At 53.2% G+C, this 15,729-nt stretch carries 22 protein-coding genes; 6 read left to right on the top strand and 16 right to left on the bottom strand.

Translation table 11 applies throughout. The annotated features are described in order from the left end of the window. Together MVB78_RS06850 and MVB78_RS06845 are read left to right on the top strand one after the other, a co-directional pair. Window positions 1-722, top strand: a 722-nt coding sequence (locus tag MVB78_RS06850) for a nicotinate-nucleotide--dimethylbenzimidazole phosphoribosyltransferase (RefSeq protein ID WP_297489660.1), incomplete at its 5' end; no start/stop codon positions are given. A 120-nt stretch (window positions 723-842) separates the two neighbouring features. Beyond that, the gene (locus MVB78_RS06845) at window positions 843-1,349 is read left to right on the top strand and encodes a hypothetical protein (RefSeq protein ID WP_297489657.1); all 507 of its coding nucleotides are present in this window, start codon (window positions 843-845) and stop codon (window positions 1,347-1,349) included. A 73-nt stretch (window positions 1,350-1,422) separates the two neighbouring features. Here MVB78_RS06845 and MVB78_RS06840 read toward each other — a convergent pair whose 3' ends face one another. The 8 genes from MVB78_RS06840 to MVB78_RS06805 all read right to left on the bottom strand — a co-directional run bounded on the left by MVB78_RS06840 (window position 1,423) and on the right by MVB78_RS06805 (window position 7,496). Beyond that, a complete protein-coding gene (locus MVB78_RS06840; RefSeq protein WP_297489655.1) occupies window positions 1,423-1,881 on the bottom strand; it encodes a type II toxin-antitoxin system VapC family toxin in 459 nt (152 codons plus the stop codon). Continuing rightward, complete coding sequence (locus MVB78_RS06835; RefSeq protein WP_297489653.1) at window positions 1,871-2,077, bottom strand: hypothetical protein; 207 nt, start codon at window positions 2,075-2,077, stop codon at window positions 1,871-1,873. The genes MVB78_RS06840 and MVB78_RS06835 overlap by 11 nt, the downstream gene beginning before the upstream one ends. Window positions 2,078-2,788: 711 nt before the next feature. Next, entirely contained in the window at window positions 2,789-3,142 is a 354-nt protein-coding gene (locus MVB78_RS06830) for a hypothetical protein (protein WP_297489651.1), read from the bottom strand. A gap of 12 nt (window positions 3,143-3,154) precedes the next feature. After that, entirely contained in the window at window positions 3,155-3,862 is a 708-nt protein-coding gene (locus MVB78_RS06825) for a hypothetical protein (RefSeq protein WP_297489641.1), read from the bottom strand. Window positions 3,863-4,076: 214 nt separating this feature from the next. Beyond that, the gene (locus MVB78_RS06820; protein WP_297489669.1) at window positions 4,077-4,640 is read right to left on the bottom strand and encodes an adenosylcobinamide amidohydrolase; all 564 of its coding nucleotides are present in this window, start codon (window positions 4,638-4,640) and stop codon (window positions 4,077-4,079) included. A gap of 29 nt (window positions 4,641-4,669) precedes the next feature. Next, window positions 4,670-4,846, bottom strand: a complete 177-nt coding sequence (locus tag MVB78_RS06815; protein ID WP_297489639.1) for a hypothetical protein — start codon at window positions 4,844-4,846, stop codon at window positions 4,670-4,672. A gap of 4 nt (window positions 4,847-4,850) precedes the next feature. After that, a complete protein-coding gene (locus tag MVB78_RS06810; protein WP_297489668.1) occupies window positions 4,851-5,483 on the bottom strand; it encodes an HVO_0476 family zinc finger protein in 633 nt (210 codons plus the stop codon). 117 nt (window positions 5,484-5,600) lie between these two features. Next, a complete protein-coding gene (locus tag MVB78_RS06805; RefSeq protein ID WP_297489637.1) occupies window positions 5,601-7,496 on the bottom strand; it encodes a phosphoadenosine phosphosulfate reductase family protein in 1,896 nt (631 codons plus the stop codon). A 497-nt stretch (window positions 7,497-7,993) separates the two neighbouring features. Between MVB78_RS06805 and MVB78_RS06800 the strand changes: the two genes are divergently transcribed. From MVB78_RS06800 to MVB78_RS06790, 3 genes are all read left to right on the top strand, one after another. Then, window positions 7,994-8,149 (top strand): hypothetical protein, encoded by a 156-nt coding sequence (locus MVB78_RS06800; protein ID WP_297489635.1) that lies wholly within the window; start codon window positions 7,994-7,996, stop codon window positions 8,147-8,149. Further along, a complete protein-coding gene (locus tag MVB78_RS06795) occupies window positions 8,146-10,620 on the top strand; it encodes a PEGA domain-containing protein (protein WP_297489633.1) in 2,475 nt (824 codons plus the stop codon). The genes MVB78_RS06800 and MVB78_RS06795 overlap by 4 nt, the downstream gene beginning before the upstream one ends. Before the next feature lie 103 nt (window positions 10,621-10,723). Continuing rightward, on the top strand, window positions 10,724-11,305 hold the full coding sequence (locus MVB78_RS06790; RefSeq protein ID WP_297489632.1) for a thymidine kinase: 582 nt from the start codon (window positions 10,724-10,726) through the stop codon (window positions 11,303-11,305). Here MVB78_RS06790 and MVB78_RS06785 read toward each other — a convergent pair. The 8 genes from MVB78_RS06785 to MVB78_RS06750 all read right to left on the bottom strand — a co-directional run bounded on the left by MVB78_RS06785 (window position 11,287) and on the right by MVB78_RS06750 (window position 15,216). Then, window positions 11,287-12,174 carry a DUF835 domain-containing protein gene (locus tag MVB78_RS06785; RefSeq protein ID WP_297489630.1) on the bottom strand — a complete coding sequence of 296 codons (888 nt, stop codon included), beginning with the start codon at window positions 12,172-12,174 and terminating at the stop codon, window positions 11,287-11,289. The genes MVB78_RS06790 and MVB78_RS06785 overlap by 19 nt on opposite strands. Before the next feature lie 22 nt (window positions 12,175-12,196). Continuing rightward, window positions 12,197-12,775: a HemK2/MTQ2 family protein methyltransferase gene (locus MVB78_RS06780; RefSeq protein WP_297489666.1), complete on the bottom strand. Its 579-nt coding sequence runs from the start codon at window positions 12,773-12,775 to the stop codon at window positions 12,197-12,199. Window positions 12,776-12,879: 104 nt separating this feature from the next. Then, entirely contained in the window at window positions 12,880-13,050 is a 171-nt protein-coding gene (locus tag MVB78_RS06775) for a 30S ribosomal protein S27ae (protein WP_297489628.1), read from the bottom strand. Window positions 13,051-13,060: 10 nt separating this feature from the next. After that, window positions 13,061-13,357 (bottom strand): 30S ribosomal protein S24e, encoded by a 297-nt coding sequence (locus tag MVB78_RS06770; RefSeq protein ID WP_297489626.1) that lies wholly within the window; start codon window positions 13,355-13,357, stop codon window positions 13,061-13,063. Next, entirely contained in the window at window positions 13,347-13,889 is a 543-nt protein-coding gene (locus tag MVB78_RS06765) for a GTP-dependent dephospho-CoA kinase family protein (RefSeq protein ID WP_297489664.1), read from the bottom strand. Before MVB78_RS06765 ends, MVB78_RS06770 begins: the two co-directional genes overlap by 11 nt. 2 nt (window positions 13,890-13,891) lie before the next feature. After that, window positions 13,892-14,077, bottom strand: coding sequence for a transcription elongation factor subunit Spt4 (gene spt4, locus MVB78_RS06760; RefSeq protein WP_297489662.1), 186 nt, complete (start codon window positions 14,075-14,077; stop codon window positions 13,892-13,894). A gap of 6 nt (window positions 14,078-14,083) precedes the next feature. Beyond that, the gene (locus tag MVB78_RS06755) at window positions 14,084-14,644 is read right to left on the bottom strand and encodes a DNA-directed RNA polymerase (RefSeq protein ID WP_297489624.1); all 561 of its coding nucleotides are present in this window, start codon (window positions 14,642-14,644) and stop codon (window positions 14,084-14,086) included. Window positions 14,645-14,679: 35 nt separating this feature from the next. Beyond that, window positions 14,680-15,216, bottom strand: coding sequence for an inorganic diphosphatase (locus tag MVB78_RS06750; protein WP_297489622.1), 537 nt, complete (start codon window positions 15,214-15,216; stop codon window positions 14,680-14,682). A gap of 205 nt (window positions 15,217-15,421) precedes the next feature. Between MVB78_RS06750 and MVB78_RS06745 the strand changes: the two genes are divergently transcribed. Beyond that, a complete protein-coding gene (locus tag MVB78_RS06745) occupies window positions 15,422-15,667 on the top strand; it encodes a hypothetical protein (protein WP_297489620.1) in 246 nt (81 codons plus the stop codon). The last annotated feature ends 62 nt before the right edge of the window (window positions 15,668-15,729 follow it).

The raw sequence follows: 15,729 nt of genomic DNA, 5'->3' as shown, positions 1-15,729 counted from the left end.
TAAGCAACGCCGTCGGGAGGGACTTCAGAAAGGAGCCGGCTTTACCGGAGTTCGGGGACATACTAAAGCGCGCCAAGCTCCTTGGAGAAGAGCTGAACAAGTCATCAATCAAGGAACTCGTGGTTGGAGAATCAACCCCCGGAGGAACGACCACAGCCCAGGCCGTTCTCTGGGCCCTCGGATACGATGCAAGGACGAGCTCGGCCTCGCCTGAAAACCCGCAGAGCCTCAAGGAGAGGGTCATAGCCGAGGCCTTTAGTAGGGTAGGCCTCGAAAAGGGGCAGCTGAGGGATAACCCGCTCGAAGCGCTGAGGCAGTTCGGAGACCCGATGATGGCTACCGTCATAGGCCTGTCCCTCGGCTTCAGGAAGGATATCGTCCTCGCCGGCGGAACCCAGATGTTAGCGGTTTCCGCCCTGCTAAAGGCCCTCGGAGAGGCCCTCGACCGCTTCATGATAGCCACAACGAAGTGGGTCATCAACGATAGGAGCGCCACCTTCATTGAGACGGCGAGGGAGATCGGGATAATAACCTATTCCGCCGACCTCGACTTCTCGAAGAGCGAGTTTAAGGGATTGAGGGACTACGAAAAAGGCTACGTCAAGGAAGGCGTTGGGGCTGGAGGGGCAACCTGGCTCGCTGTGAAGGCCGGCTTCTCGCCGGAAGAGGTCAGCGAAAAGGTGGAGGAGCTCTACCGGAGACTGATGAGCATGAAGGGATGACCGCTGAGTTCGGCCATTTCTTTATAATCTTCTCATACCCCCCGCTGAGCTCAACAGTGAACGCGATACTTCCAAAATGTTTATATAGTTTCAGATCAAGCATGAAGAAGGTGGATAAATATGCACAATGAGAAAAAGGCCCTCATCGGAATCGTTATCAGCCTGCTGCCCCTGGTAGCGATCTTACTCGGTGAACCCTCAGAGAGGTACGGGGACGTGGCGTTCCTGACATCTTTCTTCATCTACGTCCTTCTGCTCCCATGGGCAACCGGTGAACACGACGAGAAGACGCTCCTCACCTTAATTGGAGCGATGGCCCTAATGGCACCTGCCTTAGGCACACTGACCCATCAGCCTGGGGTACTCGTCTTGAACGGTAGCTCCAGTGGACTTAGATTCTCAACGGCGGAGTTCCTCCTCCTTTCCGCCTCTGGGATTCTGTACTACTACGGTCTATCGAGCATATCCCGGAAAACCGAGATTTCAGCGTTTAGGATTCAGGGGCTTTTATACCTCATCGCAACGGTGGGTTCGGTGACCCTGCTCGGAATAATCGGGTGGGTAGGGTGGTTGCTCGGTGTTCCGGCTTCCCACGTCATACACTACCGGGCAATTGGAAAGAGCTAACGATCCTCCCGATGTTTATTCCAACTCCTCTGTGTTTCTGGCTCCCCGGCTAACTTCTCTTTCATTTTTGAGACTATAGAGTTATCTCCCTGAGCAGTTCGGCCTTTATCCCTGCTTTTACTGCTTTCTCGTACATCTTTTTATCGTCGGTGATTAGCTTGGCGTTTGCCTTCTTTGCACAGGCCAGGAAAAGGACGTCGAAGCCACTCGCTTTCGTGGTGATCCCAATGTCAATGGCGGTTTCAAGGAGGTAAACGTCCGAGTACAGCAGGGAATGTTCCGTGATAAAACTGACTGCAAGCCTGGGAAGGGCGGGGCTACTGGAAAGGCGCGAAACGACAGAAGCCGTCTCTACAAGCATGACAACCGGCTCGTGGAGCAGTATTTCACCCATGGCCACCTCATTGAGGATGGACTTCGCTTTTCTGTGAAGCGCGAGCCGGGAGTAGTAAACTTCGTCCCTTTTCTTTCGCTTTGGTGGAACAAAGCCCTTTACAAAGACACTCGTGTCGAGGACGAGGTCAGTAGTCATAGTCCCTCTCCCTCATCTCCCGTATCATCTGGGTTATGTCCTTTACGTCTTCTGTATACTCAGTCTCCTCTTCCGCAAGTTGAATGAGGTCCTCTAAGGTAACCTTGCCCTTCCGAAGTTCCTTCAGCCGCAACTTCAACAGGAGATTCTGCGCATCAAGGAACAGCTTTTCGACCTGACTCTCAACGTCTTCCATTCTCCCACCAGCATTAGATAGGGAGCAAAGCTATTTAACCCTTCTCGTTTCCTCCCATTCTCAGGCTTTCTCTCAGTGCCTGCCTAACGACCCTTCCAATGTTTATTCTCCAACTCTTTTTTTGGGTTTCTGGCGTCTCCGGCTGACTTCTCTTTTATTTTGGGGCCATAGAGTTATTTCCTGAGCAGTTCGGTCTTTCTCCTAACCTCTAAAAATTCTTGATCTTCTTAGTCCAAGCACTATTTGGACTTGTTGATATAAGGCTAACTATAATCCACAGGATCCCCGAGGTAACGTATAAGAATATTGTCTTGTCTTCAGTTTCTTCACTCCATATCGCTGAAAACGTTAATGAAACTATGATCCACAAAACCCACCGCAGGTATTGATGTTTGGGACTCAAGCCCTTAAGGAACCTCCAAGGCACTAAAATCACCAGCACATAGGCAATGAGGCCATTAAACACGAAAGGTTTTAGATTCTTGTCTGAGTACCAAGCAAGGATGATCCCGCCTATAGTAAAGAAAAAATTAGTATAAGAACTCCAAACTTTTTCATGGCATGCCCCCCAAATCTACACCTGCAATCCATGTTCAGTACAGCACCCCTCCGCAATACCCGGACCGCATATTGCAACTTTCTGCGGTATGCATCAATTATAAACTGGTATTATTGGCTCGCATTTATGGCCTTCTCCTCCCACAGCATAACTCAGGACGCATCACCGGATGATGGCGTTTTCTCCCATCTTTTAAGTATGAAGGCAACTCCAATAAGAATACCAACCACAGCGGGCAAAACGTTTGTTTTTCCAAGGAGTATGTAACCCGACGCTACGTATCCCACGGCAAGGATAAAAAGTCCCAAGGAGTAAGCCAATAGCGTGTTCCTCCACCACCGCTGAAGGGCCAGAATGATGCCAACAACCACCAGAATGGGCACTGCCAGCACGAGAGAGACCTTCAGCTTTGTGCCATACCCTCCATTGCCAGTCCAGACCAATGAGAGAAGAAGAACCAGAAAAACAAAGACCATGGGAAGAGAGGCTTTTTCTTCGGGTTTCATACTATCCCCTCCTTAAGGACCAGGAACCCACCCCCCTTCACATTCGCTTCCCCACTGAAGACAGTTATCTTCCACACACCAAGGGCACACTGTTTCAATGCAGAGAACACAGGTTACAGGATTTGCGCATGCAAATACACATCCCCAACAGCAGTGAATTGCCTTAGTCCAATCCACATTACAACAGTACTCATTGCAATGGTAGGTTATAGGACAATCAGAATCAGAATTGCATTCATGTGGACAACTGTTGGTGGGGGTATAAACTCCGTTTGTTGTAATCGCTACTGTCTTTATAGTTTTATCCTTGGTGTTTGTCTCAGGCACTTCGAATAGATATCCCCTCACCTTCACTCCCTGTACGGGCTTTGAGAATTCGTAGAGAACTATGACATGCTTCTTATCCTTTAGCGGGATCCCCATGGCGAGCATGGTTATTTTTTCTCCATTGTAGTCAATCGTGTGCTTGACGACTTTAACGTGAGAGTAATCCACCTGCCAGGGTTTCGCCAGCTTCCAGAAGTCCCTGCTCGTTGCCAGCTTGAAGAACACGTGGACTTTTGACCAGTTCTCCTGGACCTTGCCCACGGGTCTTGTGACTGCAAACGGGTTCACGCAGCCCTTGACTTCCGGATACTTAGGGTAGCTGACTACATAGACACCATATGCTCCAATCACGAGCAAAGCCACAAGTATAGCCAGCAGTGCACGCCTCCTCATCGACCCCCCCAAACAGGGTTCTGCACTTAAATTGTGACAGTTTGTGGTATATAAGCATTATTTAAACCAAAGGTTAACAACCGAATGCACGGGAGAGTTAATGCTCAAACAAATGAAGTTCAACCAAAATTAACCCCCATCTAACGTATAACCCGGTTATGTCTCCCTCATATTGTTCGTGTAATTCCCATCTTCTATAAACAGGAGGAGATCCTTAAGGGCTATCGCTGGCCCTTCTCGTTTCCTCCCACTTCCTCAAACTCTCCTCCAAGGCCTGTCTTACTGCTCTCCCAATGTTTATTCCAAGCTCTGTAGCCGTTCCCGCCCACTCCTTTTCGCCTTTAAATGCGAAAACCCCGATCCCGTCGCTCGTCGTCCCGGTGGCGTTGTAGCCGAGTTTTAGAAGGGTGTAGGTTTTTGCCTCTGTTGCCGTCATTATCGCGTTGGCCATTGCGCCGACGGTTAGGCCATCCTCAATGACGAGGGCGATGTTTATCGTGCCCGGCCTCCAATGGGGTGGTTCTTCGCCCGCTGTGGCAGGATTGGTTATTCCCGCGGTGACGTAGGCCGTAACGCTCCCGCTTTTGGCGATTGAGAGAACCTTCTCTATGTCCGCGGCGGTCATGAAGCCGACGAAGTTTTCAAGTCCGTTCTCCCCTTCGAAGGCCTGGCAGTCCTCTCTGTAGTCGCCTGAGTAGTCCTTGGGAACCATCATGAAGAAGAATCCACTGGCTTTGGTTAGGCCTCCCCTATGGGGCGCGTTGCTGAGAGAGAGCATAGGACGCGGAAAGGGAAGCACGAAGTGGCTCACCTGAGAACCCTCCGGCGCCCCTCCCACCTGAGGAGAACGAAGAGGAGTATGAGGAAGAGGGTGATGTAATAGCTCACCTTGAAGGGGATGAAGCCGGCCACCCCGAGGGTGTAGAGGAAGAGCAGGAACAGCACGAGGACGAGAAGGGCCCTGTAAAGCGTCCTGCGCCTCATGGTATCACCTGCTGCCGCCCCTCCCGGCGCTCTCCTTTCTATAACCCCTGTAGAGCTCAAGCTTCCTCCTCGCCCTCGCGCGCGGAATGCCGTGTCCCATGAGCACGGTTATCTCATCGGCCTTAGCCACGCCGTGCGTGAGCATCTTCCCCCTCGTCTTTATCTTCTCGATCCTGAAGGTGTAGCCGCCAACTTCAACGACTTCTCCAACGGCGAACTCCTCATCCCTCGAGACCTTCACCCGGAAGGCCTGGGTGAGGCCCTTTGGAAGGTAGACGGACACCTTGATGACCTTTGGATAGGTAAGGCTCTCGCCCCAGAGGGTCTTGACTTCCCCGACCTTTGCCTGGTTAACGCGCCTGTTCTCTTCGAGTTCTATCCCAGTGATCCTGACCTCATCATCTTCGGTCTCGACTATGTCGCCGACCCCGATCTCCTCGCCCTCTGGAAGCTCCGCGAAGGTTTTGAAGCTGACCTCGTGCTTGCTGACTATGAGGGGAACCTTAACCAGCTTTGGAAGGGTAACGTGCCATACGTGACCGCACTCGTTACATCTCAGGGTCAGTTCCCTCCCGCGCTCCCGTATTACCTCGACGTTCTCGCTACCGCACTCCGGACAGACAAAGATCTCCTCCACTTTCCTCACCGGTGGGAGAAAAAGGAAAGGAGTTTATAAAGGTGCCCCAGAATCACACTGAACTCATCCTCCCAGGTTCCCAACCACAGGAGAGAGGAAAGGCGGTAAAAAAGAAAACTAAAGCTGGCTTCCCTCCTCGGGGTTCTTTATCTTGAGGAGCGGGCAGACCTCCATGCAGTCCATGCAGTGGGTGCAGAGCTCGGGGTTCACGACTATCTTTTTGCTCCTTTCGTCTATGCTTAGAGCGTTTTCAGGGCATTTTCCGACGCAGACGCCGCAGCCGACGCACTCGTAGGCGCGCTTGACGAGATAGTAAGCGTTCCACGCTTCCTCCTCGTTCGGCGCTCTAGCTTTCCTCGTTCCGGTCAGAAACTCCACCTCACCGGCCCTAACGACGTCTCCCTCAACGGTAACCTCGCCGAGAATTGGGGCGACCTCAAGGAGGCGCCTTTTGTTCAACAGCGTGTTGAACTCCAGCTCGTAACCCTCTGGTGTTTCCCCTATCTCAACCCTCACCGGCTCCCACGAGCGCTCCTCTGGAATTTCAACGCCGAGCTTACTCGCTATGACCTTCTCGCCTTTGCTCAGCCTCTTCCAGCGCCAGAAACCGGAGGTGATCCACTCCTCGGGAAGGTTAAAGCGTCTCCTCCAGTAGTCCAGTGCTCTAAACCACTTCTCCCATAGCTCGGGCTTCTCGCGCTTAAGTCGCTCGAACTCAGCTAAAGAAGCGCTTGGGCAGAGGAAACAGCCTATTCTGTCGAAACCCCTCTCGTAGAGCGGGTTGTATGGGAGCTTCCTGCTGAAGATGTAGAGCCAGACCTCTATCGCTCTCCAGTGGAATATCGGTGACGCCCCAATCTCGTTGGGCACCCACTCGTTCCTCCAAACCCGGGGCTGCTTGAAACGCTTTATGCTCTCGTACTTCCTCTGGCCGACGAACATGAGGACTCCTTCGGGATAGTTCTCCTTTATAGCTAAAGTTATCGGGCCGAGCTTCGTGACCTTACAGCACCAGCGGTAATCGCGACCGGGCGGAGAGAAAACGTAGAGAGCCCTCCAGAAGGCGTCGCCGGCATCTGCAACGATGAACTTTATCCCCTTCGGCTCAAGCTCCCCCCTAAGCTCCTCCACGTACTCAACCGTCTCCGGGAACTCTATTCCGGTGTTATTGAAGAAGACTGTGAAGCCCTTTCCAAACTCCTCCAGGGCCAGGCCGAGAACGGCTAAGCTGTCCTTCCCGCCGGAGAAGGCCACCGCGACCGGGAGGTTCGAATGCCTGTTCGCGGTCTTCCTCATAAAGTGCCTCGCTTCTTCCACCTTTCTCTCAAGCTCGATGCTGTTGGCCCTTAAAACGTCCTCCAGCGTTGCTTTCCTTCCCTCGTGGTACCTCACAGTCTTCTGCCGCTTCGGTTTTACCCCTGTTCCCCGCTCGCCCCGGATTAAGGCCTTATAATCCTTCTTCGCTATTCCGGTCGCGAAGACCTCCCCGTCCTCGGAAACGATGACTACCTCATCGCCCACCCTAATGCTCGGCTCTGCATCGAGAACGCCGACAGCTAAGAGGTTCGCCCCGTTCCTTATCGGCTCCACCGCACCCTTGTCCGCTATTACCCACTTCTTCATTTCCCTTCCGTAGAGCCTCCAGAGGGCTGTAGCGCCTTCAACCTTTAAGCCGGCGCGCCACCTCAGCTCAAGCGGGTCGAATTTGACGTAGCCGAAAACGTAGCCGTCCACGATGACCTCGTAGGCGTCGTCCTCGCTCGGGAGCTTGTTGAGGAGAACTATTTTGCCGTCAAAGATCTCGCCGACGTCCACCCCGTAGTGCTCCTCAAAGACGGAACGGATGAACTCGATGTCCCTCTCGAAGGCGAAGCGCAGGTCGCCGGGGGGCGTTATGTTCAGCCTGAAAACACCCTCCTTTCCGTGAACGGCGCAGCTATCGCCAATCAGAGGGACGTTGCACTTCTCGCACCAGTTTACGTAAGCTTTGCCGAGGAAAACGGGTCTCCCCATGCTCTCACCTGAGGGGGAATGGAGAGGGGGTTTATAAAGACTTGCGGAGTACTGTTCAGCGGCACTTTATAAACCCTTGCTGAGTACCATTCGGCAAGTCTCTATAAATCCCTGCGGAATACCAGCCCGCAACAAAAGCCAAGGCAAAAGCGGCAAACACGGCCATGAGGGCAGGGGATATAGTGGTACCATTCCTCCACGAGATGTTCAAAGATCTCCTGGACAGGAGGGCTCTGAACTGCGCGGAGAAACTCGGGGTTGATTCCGTTCTAAGCGCGATATGGAAGAGAGGCTTGCCTTCATAAAGTTCTACGTGAAAAAACTCAGGGAGAACCGGATGGGGTGTTTAAAGAGCAGGTTAAACTCGTCAACTCCCTTTTGCAATCTGCTGAAGACTTCTCCCTCAAGAGGGAAGAGTACCTCAGACTGAAGGGCGAGCTTAGGAATTAGGCCGAAAACCTCTTATTCCCCGATTACATAGTAAGGCGGGTGGTAACATGAGAAAAACAACAGAGCACAATATGCTCAAAAAGGAAAGGAAGAAGCGTTCGAGAAGGTTAAGAGCTCACAAATGGGAATTCCAGAGTATAAAGGTATCCTTCGGGAGAGACGAATTGAATTTCCACAACTCGGCACAGGTGGTGATCGAATGAAAGGCTTTTCCGTGATCTTGGTCATAATCCTGATCCTCGCGCCGTTGGCGATCCATTCGGTTAGCTCATGTTCTATATGCTGGGTAACTGCATCCAGTACCCCCACAGACCAGGCAAACGAATACGGCCTTCTGACGGTTGACAGCCTTCCAAGCGGTGCGGAGGTTTACATTGATGGGAGGCTGGTGGGGACAACTCCACTCAAGAACTACAGGATCCCAGTGGGCATCCATGAGGTTGTAGTGAAGAAGAACGCTTACGTTCCCGCGGCCTACGCCGTTCAAATCAAGGCCAACGAACTCAAGACCCTCAACGTGGTCTTAGTGCCCGCAACCGGGAAATTGACTGTTAACAGCAATCCGAGCGGTGCAGAGGTTTACATCGACGGAAAAAAGGTCGGAACGACACCGCTCAGGAATTACACCATCCCGGAAGGAATCCACGAGGTCGCCATCAGGAAGGCTGGATATGCCGAGAGGGCCTATGCCATCTCAATAAAGTACGGGGAGCTCAAGGTTCTCAACGTTACCCTCAGCCCGGAGATGGGGAAGCTGACAGTTAAGAGCAACCCGAGCGGCGCAGAAGTGTACGTTGATGGGAAAAAGGTCGGAACTACTCCCCTCGAAAACTACACCGTGACCGCGGGAACCCATGAGATCACGCTCATTAAGGACGGCTATCAGAACTTTACAAAAACGGTAACTGTAAACCCCGGGGAGGAGGCGAGCATTACGGCAGTACTAACACCGGCCAAGCCTTCTGCCCAGGCGACAGCGAGCAGCGGGATACCCAAAACCTACATCCTTGCCGGCCTATTAGTCCTCACGGTAGTGGGGGGAATCATCGTCAAATCAAGGGGCTCCAAAATGGAAACAGCCCAAGAGGAAAACAAGGCAACTTCCTCAGGCCCCGCCACAGGGGGCATTCCCTCCCCATCACAGCCAACCCCTAAATACGAAGCACTTGGGACCTATCTCTCAAAGATAAAGGACGATGCTGTTAAGCTGAGGTTTGAGGAGATAGAGAAGATAATCAACGCCGAGCTCCCGGAGTCCGCAAAGAAATACAGGGCATGGTGGGGAAACGACAGAACTCACTCTCATGCTGTAAGGGGCTGGATGAACGCTGGATGGAGAGTCAAGCGCGTGGACTTGAATAGTCAAATAGTCGAGTTTGAGAGAGTAGAGAAAACAAAGCTGGTTGCTGAGGAGAAGCCGAGACCAGCACCTCAAAAGCCCACGGAGGCTGGGAGTCCCAGAGGGGTAGAAAAACACGCCGTTTCAACTCCAGTTCCGGGCTTCCCCACTGCCCTCCTCTCCCGCTACGAGCCCCTTGAGTTCCTCGGCGAGGGCGGCTTCGCCAAGGTCTTCAAGGTCAAACGAAAGAAGGACGGAAAAATCATCGCCCTCAAGATCCCGCGCATAGACGAGAAAACCAGCAAAACCTTCATCCGCGAGGTCTCAACGTGGCTCCACCTCGACCATCCAAACATCGTTAAACTCTACGACGTTGACATTCTGCCCGTCCCATACCTCGAAATGGAATACGTCGAGGGAGTAAACCTCAACGGAAAGACCATCAGAACCCTTGACGGGTACCCAAAGCCGACGGACGAGGAAACCGCCTTAAACCTGATCCGGGGCATCGCCGAGGGATTAAAGCACGCACACTCGAAGGGAATCTACCACAGGGACTTAAAACCGCTCAACGTTCTCCTAAAGAGCAACTTGGCACCAAAGATAACCGACTGGGGCTTGGCAAAGCTCGGAACCATGAGCTCAAGCAGGAGCGTGATGGGCTACACACCGCTCTACGCGGCCCCAGAGCACTTGATGCCGAGCAAGTACGGGCACACCGATGCAAGAACCGACATCTGGCAGCTGGGTGTCACGTTTTACGAGCTTCTCACCGGCAAACTGCCCTTCGAGGGCTACACCTACGAGGAGGTCTTTGGAAAGATAGTTGACGAGAACTACCACTTCACGCCACCCTCAAAGCTCAAGCCAGAACTGGCAAAGTATGATGGGGTCTTCGAGAAGCTACTGGCTAAAAAGAAGGAGGAGCGCTATGGGAGCGTTAACGAGTTCCTGAAAGACCTGAAAAAAGTTGAGGAGTCGGAGAAAAGGAAGGCCGAACTGGAGAGGCAGGTTGTAGAGCTGAGGAGGAGTCTGAGTGAGAGCATGAGCGCCCTGAAGAGAAGCACGAGCGCGGAGGAGATAATGAAGAACCGCCGCTTGGTCGTTGAAGCCCTCGGAAAATTAGCGTTAGCTTACGCCGAGCTCAACAACCGGGCTGAACTGCTGAACACACTCAACGACCTCAAGTTCTACACCGTTCAGAACCTCGGCGACCTGAGCAACGCGATATCAGCGGTGGAGCTCCTCATCAAGGAGAACCTCCCCGTGGGCAGCGATTTCATAGAAAGGCTCGAAGTTTTAGTCCACGAGATAAAGAGGGAGAACGGGGCGTAGCCCCTTTATTCAGCTTTTTCAAGGAAACGTTTGTCAAACTGATAGTGAGGAAACTGGAGAGGTAAAGTTTTAACTCACATTTCCCACTTCCCCCGGTGATCGAATGCATCCCGGAGGGTTTCTTGAGGTAATCACCGGTCCAATGTTCGCGGGAAAAACGACCGAGCTCATAAAGAGGATCGAGAGGCAGGCCTTCGCCAAGAGGAAGGTCGCGCTCTTCAAGCCGGCCGTAGACACCCGCTATTCTGCAGAGGAGGTCGTCGCCCACAACGGGCTGAGCTATGGAGCCTACGTGGTGCCAACAACCGAGGACGGGGTTGAGCTCATAAGGGAGAGAACCCTCGGAGAGGGCCTTGAAGTCATAGGAGTGGACGAGGTTCAGTTCTTCCCCATTGGCATAGTGGATGTTCTAAACGGCCTGGCTGATGAGGGGGTTTACGTCATAGCGAGCGGGCTCAACCTCGATTTCAAGGGCGATCCCTTTCCAGTTACTAAAGAGCTCCTCGTCAGGGCCGACAACATAGTTTACCTCACGGCCGTCTGCACCGTCTGCGGAAGACCCGCAACAAGGAGCCAGAGGCTCATTGACGGAAAGCCCGCTCCAAAGAACTCACCCGTCATACAGGTAGGCGGGAGGGAGAGCTACGAGGCGAGGTGCAGGGAGCATCATGAGGTTCCGGACTGATGCGTCTCCTCAGCCTTCTCAAGCTCCTCCTTGCTCAGGACACCGAAGAGGGCCTTCCTCTCCTCCTCGGTTATGATCTCCTCAAAGTTGAACTCCGGAAACTCCCTGAGGAGGACAGAGTGCTGCCTCCTGTCGAGAACCCTTGGATCGAGGATAACTATGAGGAGGGAGTCATAAAGGAGAACGTGGTCTTTGAGGGAGGTGAGGAACTTGACGAGCCCCTTGAAATCGTTGTGAAGGAGGAGGTACTCGATGCCGTCCAAGACCACGAGGGATCCCCTCTTATTGGAGAGAAACTCTAAGATACGGCCCTGGATTACGTGGAGCTTGGAGGGGTCAACGCCGTTAGGGGCCTCGATGCGCGTGAGCCAGAGGGAGAGATCGAAGGCCTCACAACCCCTCGGCTTTCTGCTCCTTCCGACGTAAACCTTTCCGTTGAACCTGCTACAGATGGCGCTTAGATAACGTATTTGCTCGGGACTTATTGAGAAGCCGCCCTTGAGCAGGTTTTTGCTCTCCTCCACTTCCCCGGGCGGCTCCCCTCCCTTTTTATTAACAACGCTATGACGGTAGAGCATGTTGAGGTAGTAGAGAACCGCCCAGAGAACCAACAGGTAAGAGATGCTGTAAAAGGCAGCTATTATGGGCCAGATGTTCTCACCTGTGAGACCGCTGTAGATGACGGAGAGACTCCCAAACACCGCCATAAGGGCAGAAATCTCTGAGAGCCTCGCGAGCTTCTTAGCTTCAAGGCTTGAGAACATACGGTAGTAGGTGTAAGACCTGAACAGGACTACACCACTGATGATCAGGATTAAACCCCCGGCGGCAACCGCGGCCAGACTGTAGCCAGCACTCATTACAATCATCCCAGGTTAGTGGAAGGACTTCTTAAACTTTTTTGGCGTTTACGAGTACTATGTCTTCAAAAAAGAAATGGACCTTTGCGGCAACCCTCGCCTGGAACCCGAACTTCTTGAAGAGCCTTAAGGTCTCCTCGACTCCAGTTATAGAGCTCTGCACGAGCTGAACCATCCCACCTGCCCTGAGGTAGTCCCCAACCTCCCCGATGAAGCGGTCAACAACCTCTCTGCCCCCCTCACCGCCGACGAGGGCGAGGTCTATTGGCTCCTTGGCTTCACCGGGCAGGTAGGGGGCGTTGAAGGTCACCAAGTCGAACTCCCCCTCCACGTTTTCAAAGAGGTCGCTGACGATGAACTCCACGTTGCCTATGCCGTTTATTTTAGCGTTTTCCCTTGCGAGCTCCACCGCTATGGGATTTACGTCCACCCCAAGGACGAATTCAGCTTTTTTCGCCATGAAGAGGGCTATCAGGCCGCTGCCCGTGCCCATGTCAAGGGCCCTGTCCCCGGGTTTAACCGCGAGGTTCTCGGCGAGCAGGAAGGTGTCCTCTGCCGGCTCGTAGACCTGGGGGTGGAGCTTGAGCTTGAGGCCGTAGTAGGTTGGCATGGCAGCCATAGTAAGATAAAGGTTTTTGAACCTACCGGGTTCTTGATCGAGCCGTTTCCCCAACAGGTGTACCAAAATTTCAAAGGTTGCCAAAAGAAGAAAAGTCACTTCTTCCACTCGGTGTAGCCGCACCTTCCGCAGCTCCAGCGGTCGCCGTGGTCGGCCATGAAGACGCCCGGGCCGCAGCGCGGGCAGAACTTGTTCTTCCTGATGACCTTGCCGCCCTTGACCTGGTAGAGCTTCCACTTCTGGCTCGTCCTCTTCTTCTTGGCCATTCAAACCACCTCACTCTTCCTCCTTCTGGATGAAGCCCTCACGGAGGAGGACGTAGTCAGGCTCGATGTAGAGCATCCTCTCCCTCGTCTCGTAGGCTTTGGCGTAACCCTTGCTGACGTGGCTTCCGAAGTAGCTCTTTATGTACTGGATGACCATCGTGTTGGGATCGAGGTCGAGCATCGCCGCGAGCTTACCCTTCACCGCCTCCCTGCTCGGGGTCGCTTCTCCGGCATGCATGACCTCGAAGTGTATCTCCTTCCTCCCGAGGAGTTTGTTCTCCTTAACCTCTGTAACCCTAATCTCCATTGCGAACCACCTCCATCTTCGCGAGTATCCTTCCACACCTGCGCTTGCATTCGGGTGTTACCCTTATAAGCACTACCCCCTCGTCGGGCTGGCCGTAGAGCACGACCGAGCCGTTGGGAGCGTAGAGGACGGCAGGGATGGCCGCGAGATCCTCCTCACCGTTCACCTTTATGTGGACGCACCTGCCCCTCAGGGCGGTTTCAATCCCCCTTCTGACGGCCTCTAATAAAGCTTTCGTTACAGTCCCCGGGGGATTTTTGACCGTCATAAAAGCTGCCTTTGAGTAGATTGCCGGGTTGTAGTCCTTTCTTTTGGTTCTGTGGTCGTATATCGCCACTCCAGGGAGAATCCCGAGGGCAATAACGTTCTCAGTAACAACGTCCCCAACCGTTACAAGAAAAGGCGCACCCCTCAGGAGGGGGCTTAGCTTAACGTAGGGTTCCGGGATGGGCCCCTTAACCAGCTCACCGAGGGGTTCCTTGAGCTCTCTTCGAAGTTCGGGCGTTAAAAGAAAGTAGAAGTCCCCTCTCATGTTCATCTCACGCGTATTGCGTACTTACCGGGAACCGTGACCCCGAGCTTCTTGGCTATCCTGCTCCTCTCGGGATCGATTACTATAACGAGGTCAAACCACTCGTCGCTTAAATCCCTGCTCCCGCAGACGGGACAGCGGTCTTCGGTTGTTATGTAATGGCAGTGCCTGCACGCCCGCTCCTTCACCATGGATCAGGCCTCCTTGGCCTTCCTCTTCTCTTTCTCTATCCAGTCCCTCTTGCCGAGCCCGGGCTGCCTCATCGTTAGGCCGACTTTGTTCTCCCTGATAACGCGGCTCTTCACGCTAACTGCTATGATCCTTGCCCTGACCTCATCACCGAGCTTGAGTATTCTCTTCGTCTCCTTGCCGAGGAACTGCTTGTTCTTCTCATCGAAGACGACGTAGTCGTCCATGAGCTGGCTTATGTGGACGAGACCGTCCATTGGGCCTATCCTTATGAACGCGCCGTAGGGGGCAACGTCGATTACCTCCCCCTCAACTACCTCGTGCATCTCCGGCTTCCAGAGGAGCACTCTGAAGACCACTTCGTGGTAGGTGGCGCCGTCCCCGGGCACTATGACGCCCTGCCCGATCTCATCAACGTCCATAACCGCTAAGATAACGCCCTCCTCACGGTCGTAGATGCCCTCATAGGTTTCACGGAGGACTATCTTGGCGGCTTCCTTTGGATCCATCGTGAACATCTTAGGTGGTATCCTGACGACGTCCTTAACCTTCAGGAGCTTGTACATGCCTAAACCTCCCTTAAATTGGGGAAAGAGAAATATCACTCCTTCCTGCCGAACTTCTCCTTGTAGAGCTCTATGGCACGGAGGATCTCCTTCTTGGCCTCCTCGGCGTTGCCCCAGCCCTCAACCTTGGTGACCTTACCCTGGAGCTCCTTGTAGCGCTGGAAGAAGTGGGCTATCTCATCGAGGAAGGCCTTTGGAACGTCCTCTATGTCCTTCCAGTCCTTGAAGTAAGGGTCATCAACCGGAACCGCTAAGACTTTCCAGTCCTTGTCGCCGCTGTCGTTCATCTTCATTATCCCGATGGGCCTGCTCTCGATTATGGTGAGCGGGTAAACGGGCTCACGCATCACGACCATTATGTCAAAGGGATCGCCGTCGTCGTAGTAGGTCTGCGGGATTATCCCGTAGTCGACCGGGTAGAAGAACGGGCTGTATAGGACGCGGTCGAGCTTAATAAGACCGGTCTTCTTGTCGAGCTCGTACTTGTTCCTGCTCCCCTTCGGAATCTCTATGAGGGCGTAAACGACCTCCGGAACCTCCGGCCCGGGTTCTATGTCGTGGAACGGGTTCATCTCTAACCACCTCCTGGATTCAGAGAATTCACTACGTTAGGCTTAAGGGGAGGGCTTTTAAAGTTGTTGGTCGGGATGCAAAACAGATCATGCCCAAAAAGCAGAGAGCATTGCCTCCTCAGCCTCGATGGGCCCTTCTAAAACCCCGAACGTAACCTCCACCGCTTGTGCCATTGATACTCAATCGAAAAATTTATAAAAACTTATGCAGGTTGGTGATAGTGGTCACATCATGAGAGAACTTTGGTACAGAGTGGGGATAGTGGTATTCATATTAGTAGCGTTGGTTCTAAAAACAGCCCCAGTATTGGGAAACTACACCAACGCAGGTGCAGGCTTCAGCGTCGTTGGCACAAGGATAGGCTGGGAAGAGAACTACGCTGGAGACTTTGGGACAACTGTCTATTACTTTTTTCTTTTGAAAGCCTCGTCCTTTAGGGCGGGGATGTAGTAAACCACCAGACAACCATTAAACAGTCGAAACCCTTTTAAGTTTTTGCAACTTAATAAGGC

The organism is Thermococcus sp., from assembly GCF_026991495.1.
Classification (GTDB): domain Archaea; phylum Methanobacteriota_B; class Thermococci; order Thermococcales; family Thermococcaceae; genus Thermococcus.
Note: the sequence above shows the minus strand (reverse complement) of the source record. Positions and strands in the feature narration are given on the sequence as shown.